This window comes from Fructobacillus ficulneus (assembly GCF_001047075.2).
In the GTDB taxonomy this organism is placed as follows: Bacteria; Bacillota; Bacilli; order Lactobacillales; family Lactobacillaceae; genus Fructobacillus; species Fructobacillus ficulneus.
Window position 1 is genome coordinate 3801 of the sequence record NZ_DF968003.1, and the last position, 16838, is coordinate 20638.

The 16838-nt window shown below is 37.7% G+C and carries 15 protein-coding genes and 2 pseudogenes; 3 read left to right on the forward strand and 14 right to left on the reverse strand.

The features are described 5' to 3' along the window. Positions 1 to 230, forward strand: a pseudogene (locus AOQ29_RS07980) (purine permease); the annotation flags it as partial. A gap of 130 nt (positions 231 to 360) precedes the next feature. Here AOQ29_RS07980 and AOQ29_RS04095 read toward each other — a convergent pair. Next, positions 361 to 1143, reverse strand: coding sequence for a CPBP family intramembrane glutamic endopeptidase (locus AOQ29_RS04095; RefSeq protein ID WP_061993260.1), 783 nt, complete (start codon positions 1141 to 1143; stop codon positions 361 to 363). A 141-nt stretch (positions 1144 to 1284) separates the two neighbouring features. On the opposite strand from AOQ29_RS04095, the gene AOQ29_RS04100 reads away from it, so the two are divergent. Then, a complete protein-coding gene (locus tag AOQ29_RS04100) occupies positions 1285 to 1863 on the forward strand; it encodes a xanthine phosphoribosyltransferase (protein ID WP_061993261.1) in 579 nt (192 codons plus the stop codon). A 123-nt stretch (positions 1864 to 1986) separates the two neighbouring features. On the opposite strand, the gene AOQ29_RS04105 is transcribed toward AOQ29_RS04100, so the two are convergent. The 5 genes from AOQ29_RS04105 to AOQ29_RS04125 form a co-directional block, all read right to left on the reverse strand. Then, positions 1987 to 2475 (reverse strand): DUF805 domain-containing protein, encoded by a 489-nt coding sequence (locus tag AOQ29_RS04105; protein ID WP_061993262.1) that lies wholly within the window; start codon positions 2473 to 2475, stop codon positions 1987 to 1989. 476 nt (positions 2476 to 2951) lie between these two features. Beyond that, positions 2952 to 3347, reverse strand: coding sequence for a hypothetical protein (locus AOQ29_RS04110; RefSeq protein ID WP_061993263.1), 396 nt, complete (start codon positions 3345 to 3347; stop codon positions 2952 to 2954). 483 nt (positions 3348 to 3830) lie between these two features. Then, complete coding sequence (locus AOQ29_RS04115) at positions 3831 to 4121, reverse strand: HigA family addiction module antitoxin (protein ID WP_061993264.1); 291 nt, start codon at positions 4119 to 4121, stop codon at positions 3831 to 3833. Next, positions 4105 to 4449: a type II toxin-antitoxin system RelE/ParE family toxin gene (locus tag AOQ29_RS04120; RefSeq protein ID WP_083989275.1), complete on the reverse strand. Its 345-nt coding sequence runs from the start codon at positions 4447 to 4449 to the stop codon at positions 4105 to 4107. The genes AOQ29_RS04115 and AOQ29_RS04120 overlap by 17 nt, the downstream gene beginning before the upstream one ends. 182 nt (positions 4450 to 4631) lie before the next feature. Next, a complete protein-coding gene (locus tag AOQ29_RS04125; protein ID WP_061993265.1) occupies positions 4632 to 5591 on the reverse strand; it encodes a restriction endonuclease in 960 nt (319 codons plus the stop codon). 82 nt (positions 5592 to 5673) lie between these two features. On the opposite strand from AOQ29_RS04125, the gene AOQ29_RS04130 reads away from it, so the two are divergent. Continuing rightward, positions 5674 to 6258 carry a restriction endonuclease subunit S gene (locus tag AOQ29_RS04130; protein WP_083989277.1) on the forward strand — a complete coding sequence of 195 codons (585 nt, stop codon included), beginning with the start codon at positions 5674 to 5676 and terminating at the stop codon, positions 6256 to 6258. Here AOQ29_RS04130 and AOQ29_RS07985 read toward each other — a convergent pair. The 8 genes and pseudogenes from AOQ29_RS07985 to AOQ29_RS07995 form a co-directional block, all read right to left on the reverse strand. Then, positions 6194 to 7126 carry a site-specific integrase gene (locus tag AOQ29_RS07985; RefSeq protein WP_061993273.1) on the reverse strand — a complete coding sequence of 311 codons (933 nt, stop codon included), beginning with the start codon at positions 7124 to 7126 and terminating at the stop codon, positions 6194 to 6196. The genes AOQ29_RS04130 and AOQ29_RS07985 overlap by 65 nt on opposite strands. A 45-nt stretch (positions 7127 to 7171) precedes the next feature. After that, positions 7172 to 7663: pseudogene (locus AOQ29_RS07990) on the reverse strand (restriction endonuclease subunit S); the annotation flags it as partial. Positions 7664 to 7861: 198 nt separating this feature from the next. Further along, a complete protein-coding gene (locus tag AOQ29_RS04140; RefSeq protein WP_061993267.1) occupies positions 7862 to 9004 on the reverse strand; it encodes a restriction endonuclease subunit S in 1143 nt (380 codons plus the stop codon). Further along, positions 8997 to 10592: a type I restriction-modification system subunit M gene (locus AOQ29_RS04145; RefSeq protein WP_061993268.1), complete on the reverse strand. Its 1596-nt coding sequence runs from the start codon at positions 10590 to 10592 to the stop codon at positions 8997 to 8999. The genes AOQ29_RS04140 and AOQ29_RS04145 overlap by 8 nt, the downstream gene beginning before the upstream one ends. 39 nt (positions 10593 to 10631) lie before the next feature. Next, positions 10632 to 13643: a type I restriction endonuclease subunit R gene (locus AOQ29_RS04150; RefSeq protein ID WP_061993269.1), complete on the reverse strand. Its 3012-nt coding sequence runs from the start codon at positions 13641 to 13643 to the stop codon at positions 10632 to 10634. Between the two features lie 357 nt (positions 13644 to 14000). Further along, positions 14001 to 15125, reverse strand: a complete 1125-nt coding sequence (locus tag AOQ29_RS04155) for an Abi family protein (RefSeq protein ID WP_061993270.1) — start codon at positions 15123 to 15125, stop codon at positions 14001 to 14003. 131 nt (positions 15126 to 15256) lie between these two features. Beyond that, on the reverse strand, positions 15257 to 15658 hold the full coding sequence (locus AOQ29_RS04160; RefSeq protein ID WP_061993271.1) for a hypothetical protein: 402 nt from the start codon (positions 15656 to 15658) through the stop codon (positions 15257 to 15259). 499 nt (positions 15659 to 16157) lie between these two features. Then, positions 16158 to 16838 (reverse strand): M20/M25/M40 family metallo-hydrolase (locus AOQ29_RS07995; RefSeq protein WP_242977394.1); only part of this gene is annotated, 681 nt, incomplete at its 5' end.

The following is a 16838-nucleotide window of genomic DNA, read 5'->3' on the forward strand; positions in this document are numbered from 1 at the left end:
GTTTGCAAATCTTGGGCAAGATTGACCTTAACAAGGAAGGTAACCTCCTGACTGCCGGTCTTTCTATCGGAGCCGGACTGGGTATCAGCTCTGTTCCATCTCTCTTTGCCCACTTCCCCGAACAAGTTCAGTTGATTTTCACCAACGGTGTTGTCATGACAACAGTTGTCGGGGTAATCCTAAACCTGGTCTTGAATGGTTGGCCGAAGACGGATAGTGCCGAGGGCTAAAATTTCTGTTGTGACCATCAGCTACCGCAGTCCCCTTCACTTACGGCGCCAATTCAGCACCACAACTCACGGCACACAAAAAAGCGTTGCTGATCATTCAGCAACGCTTTCTTCATATAAATATAAATATTTAGTGAATCATCATTAACAATGACAGCACCTGAATCCAGCCGTTGTGGAAGATGTGCATGATAATCGATGATGATAACTTGTCGGTCTTATAGCGGACATAAGCCAAGGCAAAACCAATAATCGCATATGGGGGCAAATCCAACAAGGAAATCCAAGTATACGATGAGAGGTGATAGATTCCAAAAATCAAGCCTGACAAAACCACCACTAACCAGGGGAACTTCTCGCTCTTAAAGTAGCGGAAGAACAAACCGCGGAACAAGATTTCTTCCATGACCGGTCCCAGGAAGACAATCAGCAGAGAGAACATCACTAATGAATAAGTCCCACCCGTGTGAAGCAAGGAATCAATCGCGTTTTGGTTCTCCGTCGTGCCCTTGTTTAATTTGTAAAAGAAAATGATATCAATCTGGTTCCAGATGACCATCCCCGACCAGCCAATGATATAAGCACCAATAATGGTCTTAAATTGGCTAGCAACCGGCCAATTGACTTTTTCAACGGACCCGACTATCTTTCGCCAAGTAAATTTCACCCCAACTCGGCGGCGGAACTTCTTACCGGAAATGGCTTGGAGGCCATAACGGACAAAGCAATAAGCCAAAATCAGGCCGATGCCCAACATTTCATACCGTTGCCGGCCAGTAAAGAGGATTGACCCCTGGATAAAGACCATCGTAATATATTCAAAGGCAAAGAAGCCAATAAAGGCGGCTAAATTTAAAATGAAAGTGCGAGTCAGCTGCAAACGCTGAATAGTTTCTGAGTGTTCGTCACGCATTTTTTAAAGTCCTCGTTTCATTAGAAGTTAGCGTAACATATCTCTTTCAGATTGCCAACAGATGACCTTGTTCATGCCAATTTTGATTGATAAAATACAAGTACCAACTGTTTACTGGTGCTTACCACCAAAGGAGTTCCCATGAAGGAATTAGAAGAACGTATTCAAGCCGACGGCCGCGTCCTCGGTGCCGATATCTTAAAAGTTGATTCATTTTTAAACCACCAAATCGACCCTGCCTTGATGCAACGGATGGGCCAAGAATTCGCAGACCTCTTTGCTGACCAAACCATCACCAAGGTTGTCACCGTCGAAGCCTCCGGGATCGCCCCAGCCGTTATGGCCGGTCTGGCCCTCAACGTTCCCGTGGTTTTCGCCCGCAAGTCGAAGTCCCGCATCCTCTCGGACGAAGCCTTTGCCGCCGACGTCTATTCATACACCAAGCAAACGACCAACCAGATTCGCATCGATAAGCGGTTTTTGGCCGCCACAGACCAGGTCCTCCTAATCGATGACTTCCTAGCTAATGGTCAGGCCCTCCTCGGCATGAAAGACATTGTCGACCAAGCCGGTGCCACAATCGTTGGGGCCGGAATCGTGATTGAGAAGTCCTTCCAACCTGGCCGCGACAACGCTAACCAGGCTGGTCTAACCCGAATCGAATCCCTGGCGAAAATCGCCGCATTCGAAGACGGCCAAGTCGTTTTTGATCAAGCTTAATTTTAAATCTTAGCAAGTGCCCAGGCACTTGCTTTTTTAGTCAAATTAAAAACTACCCGGACCGACATTTCCAGTCCTGAATGCAGGAACCTGAGTGTTAGCGGGGTAGTTAATTTGAGTGTATTATTTACGATCAAAGGTATCGGTCGGCATAATCTTAATCAAAAAGTCAGCGAGGACCAAGAGTAAGAAAACCGGGACCAACCAGATTGGCATAGGCGCATCCGTGTCATAGATTCGCAGGTGGGCATAAAAAATCATGCATCCGACGATGAAAATCAGGGGCTCAATGACGAAAACCCAGGATGGCAAGCCGGTGTCGATGTAGCGCCGGTATGAAATGGCAATATCAGGAATGACCGTTATCAGGCGATAGACTAGGAAGACAAACGTAAAAGCCGCCAAGATAATCGTCAAGACGATGTAGGCCTTGGAATCGGGACTCGTTGCGGCCACAGTATCAATGACCACATTCAATAAGAAGGAAAAGAGGTAAAAGGAAGCGACTGTAATGGCCGAATTAATGAGCATGACCCACCAATAGTCGGTCCGTGATGTTTGACCACGAAATTGAAAATAATTCTTCCAGTACTGTTTATATGCGCGGACCATTAGTCTACCCCCTCTCCCCTATATTTAACCTCGAATATTATAACATTCTGACTTATTCTAAACAATATAAAGTTTTAAAATCCCAGAAGGAAGACAATTCCCCCGGTCTTTGTTCCAAAAATCCAATGTCATTCCTGATTTGTTTAGAATATATTCGGGTTACTTAGTATGGTGACTCTTATTTGTGCTTAGTGTTCAGCAATCACCAAAGTACAAAGCTCATGAACGACCACCGGCATCTTCTCCTCATGCTGGTAGAATCCCTGTCCTTAAGCCAATCGTCCCCGTCTCTCTCCGGGGAACGGCAAAGCCATCCTTAGTAAAGACAATTAAAATCATACATACATTGTAACACTTTACACATAAATTAAACAAAAGAAAAAGCCCCAACATGGTTAGTTGGAACCTTCCCGGCTTTGCCCGCCAAATGTATTATTAGCAGTTAGAAAAATCAATGATTAATGGTCAATCACAAATTAATAATGAGCACTGCGACGGCCAATACTCTTACGATGATTGACTGTTTGTAATTTTAGTTCGATATTGATGTGTATACATTTAATTGGACAAAGCCGGTGAACATCGAGGTCGGCATTAGAAATCCGTTCAGTCTTATCCCATTGCCGGGAACATTTGTCCATCCCCTCGCGGTATTCCTGACTCTCAGGACCCAAGTGTTCAAATAATAGTTTTTCAATCGTTATGTGGATATCTTCCATGGCACTATCAACAATCTTTTTCACCTGCTTGTCATCAATCAGGATAAAATCGTAATTAATATTACCAACTTGATAGTTATGACTATGCTCGCCACTACTTTGACGCTGGTCCTTGATAGGTTGTGATACTACCGCATTGTGCTTGGCGTACATATGAACCTCCAATCTGCTTTTGACGTGTTGTTTGAGAAATTGTGCGATTGCGACTAGGTAATCTTGGTTTCGTAGGACCAATCCCTATTTTGCTAAATAGTTCCTTAGCAAGCCATGTTGAGAATGTGGACAAATGCATCAGTATGCCTCCTTTTCTTAAGTTAGCTAAGAGTATAGATATACTCTCGATAAATTTGACGGACTACCTGGCAATAAATCCAAAATGTTTTTAAAAATTTATTTTGTCCACTCACGTTTCTTCAAGTCTATTAGAACCCATATTCAAAATCTTTGCATGGAAATTCGCCAAAAACGGCCAAATTTCGTATTTTCTTGGCATAATCAACATTTATAAAACTTTTCCAACTAAAAAGTACCCTAATCCATTTAGGATATGGGTACTCTTGGAGGATAAAAGTCTAATAAATCAACGCTGACCATCAATTGATTGGCACTAATATGGCAGTCAATTTACTAATCTGTTTAAAAATTATCTTTCTTCTGTTTGGCTTCAATCTCAGCCACCTTATCATCATACTTTGCTTGAAGGTTGAGCCAAGTCTGCAAGGAGATTCCAGAGAAGTCAGCTAGTCTCCGCGCCAAGTCTTGATTAATTGGTTCATCTCCATCAATCAATCGACTGATCGTTTGCTCGGTGATTCCTAACCGCTGGGCTAATTCTGCCTGGGAAAGATTGGTTTCTTCGATCAATTCTTCAACGTAAATTCCCGGATGAAAGGCAATTAAATTTTGATATTCATTTCTTCTCCCCATAGTGTTTACTGACCTCCACTATTTGAATAACCGTGATTGAACTTGCCTGCTTAAAAATCCGATTAAAATCGCGGTCATTAAACTCCAAAATTAATCGATAGGATGATTTCTGGCCATTAATAGTAATTGCGAACTGGCCAGCCCGCGCTTTCAATTTATGAAACCGTAAGGCGGGCCGGGCTTTAATATCCTGCAGTGATTCAGCCGCTTCAATAAAATTAATCAGCTGAACCAACTTTTGGGCAACAGGAGCAGGCAATACCTTTTTAGCATAACTGATATCAGTAGAAAGCTTCTGAGTTTTCTTGTCATGGTAGATAATTTTCATATTGATTTTCCATCTCAAAATTACTAGTGTCATTAACGTCGGTCTATCATGTTTGCCTCTAAAATAAATGATAAACCCCAGTCCGTCAATAGTTTTGGCATACTTAACCTTAAAGCAAACATTTCCCGCCAAAAAATATAAAAGCCCAAACTCCAAGGAATGGAATTTGGGCTGAGGGTGGGTTATTCGTAGTAGAAATCACCTAAGGCATAGGTTTCAACCTTTTTAACAAAGAGTTGGTATTTCTCGACCAAATCAACAACATCATCAATATCTAATAACGTAATTGGCGTAGACTTGGCTGGGTCTTTGGCTTCTTTAACAGCAGCTGAAGAGAAATAATCTGTGGTGATCAAAATCCCATAATCGGTTCCGTTTTGAATTGAGCCACGAAAATCACGGATATACTTATCACCAACTTGATTGTTATAACGCTTGGCTTGAATGGCTACACGAGTTGTTCGGAATTGATCATTAACCATATAGGCATACCCGTCGATTCCATGATCTTGAGAAAGTTGCAGACCGATTTCATCATCAATTTTAGCCCCCATTTTCCTAACCAATTCTCGACAGAAAATTTCGAATTTAGATGGGGCCATTTGCCGAAGCTGAAATTTAAGCTGTTCCCTCCAACTTTCAGTTGTTTCATCAAAATCTGACGATTCAGATTCATCTTCTTCAATAACTGGTTTGACATCTGGAGTTGATTCAACTACTACTTGAGCCTGTTTTTTCTTTTTATTGGCAATTGAAATTTCTTTAATTGCACCTTCAGTAGCAGCCCGAATTTCATCTGCAGTAATGGCATTTAAATCCAAAGATAATCCTTTTTCAGTTAGAACAAAGAACTTTCCACGGCTACTTTCCAAGCAATCAAAAAGTCGTAACCTTTGAGCTGTGTAATTAATTGTGAAGTCAAAAGGGCGATAGCTATCCCCTGTTTTTTTAGAGATTCTCTCCCGCCATAAAACATCTGGCGTAATTAGTTCATCTCCTTGTGGTAACAAGTTTCGAGCAGCCTTTTTTTCTACCTTACCTCCCTCTTCTTGCAGTACACGCAATAAAGCCATCATCACAATATTTTCACGTTCAATACTGGTTACAGTATCGTACGAAACTACACCCGCATTACTTTTCATAAATCCCCTCACCTAGCTATATCTTCTCTTTTGATATAACTATGATACCTGGTTATTCTAAATAATGCACTGAAATTATTGTATTGCTTGGGAACAGCGTAAGTTGGGTGAAGTTAGTTCTTCCTTTTCGGGCGGAACCCCTTCGGCCAGTAAAAAGGAATACTATGGTGGGAATATTCCCTTTATTAGATCTGCTGAAATTAATAGTGATAGCACTCAGCTTTTTATTACACAATCTGGGTTAGACAATTCTTCAGCAAAGCTTGTTAAATTTGGTGATATTTTATATGCCATGTACGGTGCAACTAGTGGTGAAGTTGGCATATCAAGGATTAATGGTGCCATTAATCAAGCTATTCTATCAATCCGAGTAAAGGGAAATTATAGTTCACTCTTTTTGCATCAATGGTTAAAAAGCAATAAAGATAAAATTATTGATAAATATTTACAAGGTGGCCAAGGAAATTTATCAGGATCTATTGTCAAAAATCTAGAGATATTATTTCCCAAAAAAGATGAACAAGAAAAAATCGGGAACCTTTTCAGAGGATTAGATAATCTCATCACCCTTCATCAGCGTAATAAATACATCAATATTTGTTCTAACTTAACCCCGAAAGTGACCGCATCACTAAATCCACATCCTGATTTTCTAATTCTTGGATAATATGCAAATAAGTTTTTTGTGTTGTTGTCATACTAGCATGTCCTAATCTTCGAGCCACACTAGCAATTGATACCCCTGCAAATAATAATAGCGAGGCATGAGTATGACGTAATCCATGAATCGAAATAGTGGGAATTTCTGACTTAGCACACAGTTTTGCTAATCTTGCATTGACTGTTGAATTATATATTTTCTGATTGATATTAACGAAGATGGGTTGTTCTTCAGGAACTCCTTTCACCAATTCTGAAAACTGAATAACTGTCTGCCAGTCCATCTGAATTTTTCTTACTGAAGACTTATTTTTCGTCGGCAAAAATCCACCTTTACCCTTATAGTCCCAAGTTTTGTTGACGGATAACATTTGATGAGAAAAATCAAAATCATCTGGAGTCAATGCTAATGCTTCGGAAAAACGCATACCCGTTTTAGCAACTAGAAGTATGAACCAATCCCAATTAATGTCCTCAGATAAATCTAATTGTGTAATCAAAGTATGCAGTTCAAATTGATTTAGATATTTTGGCTTTTTTACTCGAGGTGTTTTTCCTTTGATAATTGCTTTTCGTGTCGGATCACGTTCTACTAACCCCTCATCAACTGCATCTAAAATTGCTCCTTTCAACTGATGATGAAAATCCATTGTCGTTTGCCGTTCATGATCAATTGCATACTCATTCAATAACTGTTGATAAGTTAATCTATTCAAAGCACCAAGTGTTAACTTGGGCGCGATTTTAATCAACCATTTATGAGTCATCCAATATTTTGACATAGTCACTGAACGAATAGCACCCTCTTTGTATAGATTAATCCACCGTTTGTAGTAAACATGGAACAATTCATCTGATTCTAAATTATTTAACATAAGAAATCCTCCTTTTTTAAAATATTTTAACCCACGCTGATGAAGGGTGATGAGATTATCTAAGTGTCTCAATAATGCCCCAACTTTTCTTTGTTCTTCAATTATTGGAATAGGTACTTCAATTTCCATTGCTTTTTTCTTTGAGATATTATAACGAGATATACCTTGTGCTAATAAAATAAATTTACCTCTCACAATAGGTGAACGAAACATAAATGCCAAATAATATAAATCAAATTTCTCCGTTGGCCGATATCCAAAACAAAAACTATTTAAATATATATTTGCACTATTACCAAGCCAAACCGATGACATTCCAACTTCAGATGGGGTTTCTGATGAGGTTGTAAAGAAAACATCTCCGTACTTAACTTCATTTTGTTTTGGATCAATTTCTATATTGTCCAGTTTGTTTATATCAGTAATGGGATTACTGTAAACATTAATATAAGGAATAAACTTGGCATCTCCATGTCCAAAGTCTTCCTTACTTTTTCCACTCAAACTTGTAAATGTTTCACCAACCTCCCCCAACTTACGCTGTTCCCAAGAATAAAATTATATCTATAAATATAATTTTATTAATTTTTGGATGTTTTTATAAACAAAAAGACAGATTAGATATAATATCTAATCTGTCTTAACCACTTTTCTGCAAAATATGTAAATATAAATTAACACGGTATTGCTAAAAATATAAATAATTTAATTTTTTAAATATCACATCAGCAATTTTTACACGAACATATTTTGTAAAAATCCTTTTTTCTGAATTTCTAACAAATTCAACTTACGCTGATGAAGGGTGATGAGATTATCTAATCGTTCAAAAAGTATAATTATTTTTCTTTGTTCTTCATCATTTGGAATAGTGAGCCGCAAATTTAAAAAATCATACTCATGTATTCTCCACTGCCCGTAGGTTACTCCTTGTCTATAACGAATCATTTGATTTAAAAATTCTTTACGCTTAGATTCTAAACCAATAAAAACAGACGAATTTCCAAATTTAGAAGAAAAGACACTATAGACAGGCGAAATCAAAGCCTTTCCTGTTTTATTAATACCAATAGAACCTGATTCCAGATTATTAGAACTATAAATAAAGTCCCCTAGCTCTGTGATTTTGTACTTCTTTTTCTCATCTTTAACCAAAAAGCTGCGATCATATCGTTCATTTTTTGGAACAACACCAACATCTTTAACAAAAGACATCAGTCTATATTCATCATTCTCAGCAATTTTGGACGTTCGTTGTACTAGTACTTCTCCCAACTTACGCTGTTCCCAAGCGTCATTAAAATTATTAAAACGTACATCAGCCACTTGTTCACCATTTTGAGGGAACATTTTTTGTAACATTCCTTTTTTCTGTTGAATTAGTAAATTTAGCTTACGCTGATGAAGGGTGATGAGATTATCTAAACGTTTAAATAATGTTCCGATTTTCTTCTGTTCTGTATATTCAGGTACCACAGATAAAACACTATTTATCGTTAGTTTAGATAAACTAGGTACTCCTGTAGATTCATCTAATTTTTTCCAATTAATTGACTGAAAAACATCATACAAAAAATTCAAGTCATTATTGAGACGTGGAACAACATAAAATAGCGTATCCACTGTCCAAAATGGTGCTTTTAATATATATGGCTTATTGATTGTTCCCTTTCTTCCGATACCTATTGCATCTTCATCATAAGAAAGAGCTTCATCAACACTGGTCATATATCCACCAGTACCGAAAACAGGAATATCACCAATATTTAAGTGCTTGTAGTCACGTCCTGAATTAACTTTGATAAGTTCTTCCAACTTACGCTGTTCCCAAGCATCATCAAATCCAGCAAAACGAATATTAGGAACCATCTTATTCATGAGAGGCCCCTTGCAATAATTTCTTAGTTGTCTCAATGATGTCTTTGCTTTCATCAGTAATGGCTAATTCATTAATCAAAGCTAGCAATTCAGCTTCTTCTTTTTCAATATCAGCTTGAACTTCTTCGATATCTTGGCTAACTTTAACGAGATCAACCGGTTCTTCTTCCTCAAAAGTATCAACGTAACGTGGGATATTTAAGTTGAAGTCGTTTTCACGAATTTCATCCATTGAAGCAACATGAGCATACTTTTCAACATCTTGTCGATCCAAAAATGTTTTAACAATTAAATCAATGTCTTCTTGGCGGAGTTGGTTACTGTTTTTCTGCTTTTCAAAGCCCTTTGAAGCGTCAATAAACAGCACATCGTCATTAGTTCGGTTCTTTTCCAATACCATGATGATAGTTGGAATACTTGTATTAGTAAAAATGTTTGATGGTAATCCAATGACAGCACTAATGTTTTGATTTTCTAATAATGCCTGACGAATACGGCCTTCTGCAGCACCACGGAACAAAACTCCGTGAGGCAACACAATCGCCATCCGGCCATCAGACTTCAAGTGATACAAACAGTGTAGTAAGAAGGCAAAATCAGCCTTCCCCTTTGGCGCTACACCATACTTAAAACGCGGATCATCTGTCCGATTTTCAGCATCCCATTTTTGTGAATATGGTGGGTTAGCCATTACGGCATCAAACATTCGTGGGTTATCGATTCCATCGACAGCACCATCTGGCCAATCACTAGCCAAGGTGTCACTGTTGCGCAAATTAATGTCGTTAAAGGCTACGCCGTGCATCATCAAATTCATTCGAGCCAAGTTGAAAGTCGTAGTAATCAATTCTTGGCCGTAATACTTAATCGCTCCACGAACACCATCATTTTTCATGTGAGAAGCTGTTGTAAGCAAAAGTGAACCTGATCCCATCGCTGGATCGTACAAAGTATATGACTCTTTTTCTTCTCGACCAGCAGTTAAAATCCGAGCCATGATATCTGAAACTTGGTGCGGTGTATAAAATTCTCCAGCCTTGGCTCCGGAATTTGTAGCAAACATCCCAATCAAATATTCGTAAAGGTCTCCCAACACATCAGCGTCGGCATCTAACTCGATTTCGTCCATCAAGTTGATCCAATCCATCATTGTTGCTGTACGTGTTTGCGTGTTAGCACCCAATCGAGTAGAACCTAAATCAATATCTGAAAAGATTCCAGCAAAATCAGGTTTTGCATCAGCACTAACACCCTGGTCAAAACGAACTAATGCGTCTGAGACCATCATAATGTTGAACTTATCGGCACTGATTGCTTGTTTCCAGTCAGAAAACATATCCCCTGGTTGAATAACATAACCAAGGTTCTCCTGCATGTATTCTGCTGCACCCGCGGCATCTTCTTGCCAAACACTTTCCCAGGTTTCATCCCCCAAAATTCCATTCAACCAATTTTGGGCCTTTTCGGAAAGATACTTGTAAAACATGATTCCGAAAATATAGTTTTTATATTCAGATGGTTCAATCTTTCCACGTGTTTCGTTCAGTGTCTTCCAAATTAATGCTTCTTTGTCTGCTGTTAATGCCATTTTATTTTTCCATTATCTTAATTATTATTTTTGTGCTGCTTATAAAGTCTTAAAGAATTCCTGTAATTTATTTTCAAAACTACGTCGCTTTAATAATGTCATCTTGTTACTATCTTCAATTTTATTCATTTCTTGTTTGAACTTAGGATTATCAACTGCACTGACATTGGGTAAAAAAAGTTCGAAAGCAGCTACGATTGCATTACTGTTAACATCGTTATCAGCTGCCCATCTTCTTAACTTCAATTCTTGTTGGCCAGAACGAATCTCATCACGGGCCTTATTCAATGACTCCGTATCAAATGGTTTAGTATATTCACCACTTTCAATTTTGGCCAAAATTTCTTCAATTTCGGACTTATTACCGGCATCCATTTTATTAATATGATTTTCAATTTCTTTACGACCTGCTTCAGAAATTTCTTTCATATACGCATTCAGAAGTTCGACTAGCTTGTCGTAGTCAATAATTTCATGACCATATTTATCAATGGCAATTTTAATTTCAGTTAAATCTATTTGTTCTTCACGTGGAAGAAAGTCGTTAATATCATTCATACGAGCCTGAAGTGCACTAAACTCATCTTTATCCATCAAATTAAGTCGAACTTTTTCACCTGTTTCATTTCCGCTTTTGTCTATAATAGGTAATTCTTCTCCGAAATTATATCCTCTTTGAATAAGTTGTTGTACTGATCGGTTAACCTTTGCTGCAAGGCTTACGAACTCCACTTGTTCTTTTTCTGATTTCGGTATTTCACTAAAATCTTCACCTGCAAGATTTTTCAAATGATTTATTTCAGGAATTAATTCTTGAATCTGTGTCGATTTTTTTTGAGCTAAAATGTCATCATTTTCTAATTCGTCTGTTTCATCTGTATCTGGTTTATTTTTAATATCTTCTAAAGTGTCATTTCCACCCTTAGTGTAAATCACTAAGGCATTACGAACGTTTTCTTCCATCTGCTCACCCTTACGGAAGAAACGAACCTTACCATGAGGCTTGGCGACTCGGTCAATCGTACGATTGGTTCGCGACATTGCTTGAATTAAAAGACCTTCTTTTAGGATTTTATCCATGTAAATGGTGTTAACATACTTTGAGTCAAAGCCGGTTAACAATTGATCAGAAACAATAATTAAATCTAAGCGTTGTGGGTTTTCAAGTTCTTGTTCGGGTGTTAATTTCTTGTTATACGGCTTTTTGTGAGCGATTCGCTTCGTTATATCATTTAAATAAGCACGTTCTGTATCTTTATCGTCGAAAAAGTTATGTGTATCAAATAAGTTAACATAATCAGTAATGGCTGCTTTCAAGTCTTCTTGTAAGTCAGAAGTTCCTTCACCATTATCTTCATCACGTGAATAGCTCATAGCTACTCGCAGGTCTGGTGCCATTCTTTTAAATAACTTGTAATAAGCTACTACCGCCTGCTTACCAGATACTGCAAACATACCGTGGAACATATTGGGCTGCCGAATTCCCATCTCGATTGGACCGGAGTGATTGTTTCGCCAATTATCGATGATATCTTGGACAACTGCTTCTCGGAATGGCAAAGATGAATAGACTGCCTTTTCAAGTTCTTTTTCGTTTAACTTTTTATCAGCCGATTGTTCGACGTCGGGCGTGTAATAAGTAACATCAAATCCCAAAACGTTTTGATCACCAATAGCATCTTTAATCGTATACCGGTGAAGTCGGTCACCAAAGACATCATGAGTTGAAATGTCTCGCGTTGTCTTAACATCCAAGTCTTCATTACTATAGAAGTTAGGAGTTCCTGTAAAGCCAAACCATGTTGTCTTCGAGAAAGCTTTTTTAATTTTTTCAACTGCGTCACCACTCGCAGACCGATGGGCTTCGTCCATTAAAATAACCATTCGTTCGTCGGAAACTAGACCGGCCTTAACCGCCTTAGCTAATCCCTGAACAGTAATCAAAAAGATGTTGGATGCTGTATCAGATTTTTGCTTTAGTGCTTTCTTTAGTTCATGACCTTTAACAACCTTAATACGGTTTTCAAATGTTTTGTAGGCAAAAGACTTAAAGTTTTCAGCAGTCTGTGTCACCAAGTCGACTCGGTCAACAATAAACAAAACATGCCGAACTCGTGGTAATGAGGCCAAAAGTTGGGCAACTTTAAATGAAGTAACGGTTTTTCCACTTCCAGTTGTGTGCCAAACATAACCACCTTCTTTTTCGATTAAGTGGTTATTTTCCATCACTCGCATACGATCTAAAATTGCTCGAGTTGCTTGAATTTGATATGACCGCATCACCATCAAGTTATCATTATCAGCATCAGGAATCATATTCACCGTCACCAAACGATGCAAGGCTGGAATACCCATGACTTGGTGAATAAAGGTCATAGCATTCGTAACGTCTTTTCCGTCATCATCTCGCCAACCAAAAATGAATTCTTTATTGTATTCTGTGGCATTTTTAGGTCTGGCAAAATAGTGGGAAGAATTTTGTGTCAGCATAAACATTACTTGCACAAATGAAAAGAGACCAGTGTACATGCCATCAGAATCATATTTTTGGAATTGCTGAAAGGCACTATATTGATTTGAACGAGATTCGTCCTTTTCTTCAATATGAGCCACCGGCAAACCATTAATCAGAAGCATGATATCGATACGTCGATTATTACCCAACGTCCGTGGTAAGTTCGGGAAAGTAATTTGGTTGACCACTTCATAGCGAGAATGGCCACCGGCAATTTCATCGCCATAAAAAATTTCGATTTCCAACTGAGTCCCGTCGTCACGGGTCAAGGGCAGTGTTCCAATTCCACCTGCTCCAGCCAGCATCAATTGCGCATCATAGGGTGTCTTATTATGTAGTAATTCGAGCTTTAAATTATCAAATTCGGTGTCAGATAAAGGAGTCCCGGCTAACTTAACACGGTTATTGTCATTTAAAATTGACCGCCAATTATCTTCAATTACGTCATCAGTATGATTTGATAAATCTTCGCGATATTCCCAACCTTCTGATTTTAATTTTGTTAGTACTGCTCTCTCAAATTGTTCTTCAGACATTCTTCTCTCCAGTTGATGGCTTTTTGACGGACAAGTTCGTACAATTACGTGGTTATATTTTCTTTAATCTACTTAGCTAATATTTTAACAAGAATAGAGTCATTAATGGGTATTATAAAAAAATTGCCTATTAGCTTTTCAATATGCTTTCTATAATTTTTCAATTTGAAAATTATATAATAATTCGAATAACATTAAAAAGCCCCGAGATTTTTTTACAAAGGTTATTGCTAGGCAAACGATGTATAAAAAATTCTCTGAGCTATTTATTTTTTAAATTTTAACGTTACTGGTACCATCGAACGAAAATTTGAATAATATGATTTTCTTGCAACAATTGTCAATGAAATTACATTCTTAGTGAGCACCGTCAAAATCCTCTTCGAATTCATTCGAAGAGAATTTATAATTTTGTTTGCCAAAAATTAAGTTCAACTTATCCATAATATTACTTGGCAAACCCCCAAGTATTCTTCTAGTTCGTGAATCAGAAAGTGGTAAGAATTCTTTTTCTAATAATTGTAAATATGATTCAAGCAATTCACGGAAAATTACTATTTCTTGCGATGGTAAAAAAATCCCTAAAATTAAAAGTAGCCCATATATATCTTTCCGACCTAAACCATTATTGTATTCACTATCACTTATAACATTCGGACCGTAAAATTTATTTAAATGATTAATATTGTTATCAACTCTTGGATATATTTTGTTAATTATATCCCCATGTGCTAATCCATTCCTAAAATCAAGTAAATACTTCATAGATATAGAAAAAAATTCAATTTCTTGATAAAATTCGTTTTCTTTCGATGACTTAGTCATATTAATGTTTAATTCTTCCATTAATCCTTTTTTTACTTCAAAGGGACTTATAGCATACCATTCTCTAAATCTTCCAAAAGTAATGTCATTCACTAAAATCCAAGGTGGAACATTCCCCTCTTTTCTATATTTTTTTAGTGAAGAAGATACACGCTTATCAGAGTTCACTGTTAGTTTTAATTTTTTGATTATATTTAATCTGTCTTCTTTAGCCGTTGTACTATATTTTCTTGGATTCAAATACTCATTATGTTTTTCACCAAATGCCAATGTTATTTGATACTGAAACAATGTTTTAAAATACTTTTCAACAACGATAATTTGATGGAGGAGCAGTGCAGAAATGTTAGATTCAATGGACTGAATGCGTCCTAATTGTTCAATCGTAATTCCTTCAATAAATATTTCACTATTCGGATACGTTTCCAGGACCATCTGATAACCATTAACTAACGTATAGTATGAATAAGATTTCAATGTACGTATAGCAGTATCATAGGACTCTATTGAAATATTATGTTTGGTTTGTATAATTTCAATTTGTTCCATCCAAGTGGATTTTGGATGAGGAAATAATATATTATTTAGAATATAGGTGAAATTATAATTAATAAAAACTGGTGACAATAAGGTGCGGCCGTCTATATTACTATTCATAATTTACTCCAAAGAAAAAAGGACCAGCTGATAAATCAGCGGTCCTCTTCCCTAGCCCCAGTCTCTTTTGACATACAGGGGCCGATCTCTGATTTAATGTTAGCATGCTTAATCATTTAAAACAATATATATTAATCAAATATCTTAATTGCTACATCTCCTATATGAATAATTTCATCAAATCCTTCAACAGCAATATAATTTATTTCTTTTTCATCTACAGGTAATTCTACTGCTTGACTACTCATAAATGTATTCATTGAAAATGCATTAATTGGCAATGTAGGTCGAAGCAATGATTTTCGAACAATATGTTTAACAATACAAAATCTTTCAAAAACACTAACAACTTCTACTCGTGATTTTTGACGATTAAAATTACCTAATGTTTTATTTGTGCTCTCATCAATAATTTCAATTCCCGGTTGAATGATATCAAACTCATCACCTACATCAATACCGTCCTTAATTCCTGCGGCTAGTATCAAGGAATTTTTTGTTGGAATTTTAGCTACATGTGTTTTAAATGCCATGGTGTCTCCTATTTTTGTTAGTGTGGCAACTTCTATTGGAATCGCAAGTGCTAAATGGACGTTACAACGACTATATTGAACGTTTTAAATCATTATAGAGATACATCCCTAATTTACTGTTCAAACATATCCTATTTCCAGTACATAATTTTATGATTTTTAAATATACTGGTAAACTCAAATTCCATCTTCTCAAACTTATCATTACTTTAGTTATCTTAATTATATCAACTTCTATCATTCAATAATTAAAATATATTCTATTCAGAATATAAATCTATATTTATAAAATAATTACTAACGAATAAATCGATCATTTATTCTACTGGAAAAATCTACTTATCTATAATTTTTTAGACATACAAAAAGCCATCCCAACTCCTCCGCACCTGTCACTTGCGAAGAACCGGGATGGCTTTTCAGTTTTACTATTAATAATTCACGGAAACTTATTTTGAAGCTCATGCGGCATGAAAGACTCTTAAAAATATACCTCTTCCTACTCTTCAAAAAAGTCTTTGGCCGTTTGCTCATAGATTTGACAGAAGGCCTTGAAGTTGTCGAGGTCGAGGTATTCGTCGACTTGGTGGGCAGTCATGTTGCCGGGTCCAAAGATGGCGACAGCCAGCTTTGGATTGCGGCGGAAGTATTCCGCTGCATCTGTGCCACCCTTCATCCCCCCAGTTGGAATTGTTTGCTGGAGGTCCTGCTCCCCATACTTTTGCAATAACCTGACTACCTTGCTGTCTGGATCACTGGCCACCGGGAACTTGTTCCCTAAGATGTTAAGGCTGAGGCGGGCAGGGCTCTCCTCGTTGATTTCAGCAATGATATCGCCAATTTTGGCGGCGATGTCATCGTTGTTTTCGGCCGGGATAGTCCGGATTTTGCCAAAGAGGGAGGCCTCGGCTGGGACCGAATTGAGCTGGTTTCCACCGGTAATCTTGGTGAAGACCGGCACGGTCTTCCCTAAGACGGGGTCGGCCGCGGTCAGGGTCTTGAAGTACTTTTCCTGGTCGTTGTAGGCTTGGACAAGCGGGTCGATGGCGTTGATGCCCAACTCCGGGGTTGAGCTGTGAGCTGCCTTCCCCTCGGCCTTGATTTCATAAGTTAACGAACCTTTGTGGGCAAAGCATAAAAGGTACTGCTCACTTCCCCGGTTCTTGGCTAAGACCGCCTC

Coding starts and splice junctions, on each gene's coding strand:
- AOQ29_RS04095 (WP_061993260.1), bottom strand. CDS start 1,143: ATGCGTGACGAACACTCAGAAACTATTCAGCGTTTGCAGCTGACTCGC.
- AOQ29_RS04100 (WP_061993261.1), top strand. CDS start 1,285: ATGAAGGAATTAGAAGAACGTATTCAAGCCGACGGCCGCGTCCTCGGT.
- AOQ29_RS04105 (WP_061993262.1), bottom strand. CDS start 2,475: ATGGTCCGCGCATATAAACAGTACTGGAAGAATTATTTTCAATTTCGT.
- AOQ29_RS04110 (WP_061993263.1), bottom strand. CDS start 3,347: ATGTACGCCAAGCACAATGCGGTAGTATCACAACCTATCAAGGACCAG.
- AOQ29_RS04115 (WP_061993264.1), bottom strand. CDS start 4,121: ATGGGGAGAAGAAATGAATATCAAAATTTAATTGCCTTTCATCCGGGA.
- AOQ29_RS04120 (WP_083989275.1), bottom strand. CDS start 4,449: ATGAAAATTATCTACCATGACAAGAAAACTCAGAAGCTTTCTACTGAT.
- AOQ29_RS04125 (WP_061993265.1), bottom strand. CDS start 5,591: ATGAAAAGTAATGCGGGTGTAGTTTCGTACGATACTGTAACCAGTATT.
- AOQ29_RS07985 (WP_061993273.1), bottom strand. CDS start 7,126: ATGTTAAATAATTTAGAATCAGATGAATTGTTCCATGTTTACTACAAA.
- AOQ29_RS04140 (WP_061993267.1), bottom strand. CDS start 9,004: ATGAATAAGATGGTTCCTAATATTCGTTTTGCTGGATTTGATGATGCT.
- AOQ29_RS04145 (WP_061993268.1), bottom strand. CDS start 10,592: ATGGCATTAACAGCAGACAAAGAAGCATTAATTTGGAAGACACTGAAC.
- AOQ29_RS04150 (WP_061993269.1), bottom strand. CDS start 13,643: ATGTCTGAAGAACAATTTGAGAGAGCAGTACTAACAAAATTAAAATCA.
- AOQ29_RS04155 (WP_061993270.1), bottom strand. CDS start 15,125: ATGAATAGTAATATAGACGGCCGCACCTTATTGTCACCAGTTTTTATT.
- AOQ29_RS04160 (WP_061993271.1), bottom strand. CDS start 15,658: ATGGCATTTAAAACACATGTAGCTAAAATTCCAACAAAAAATTCCTTG.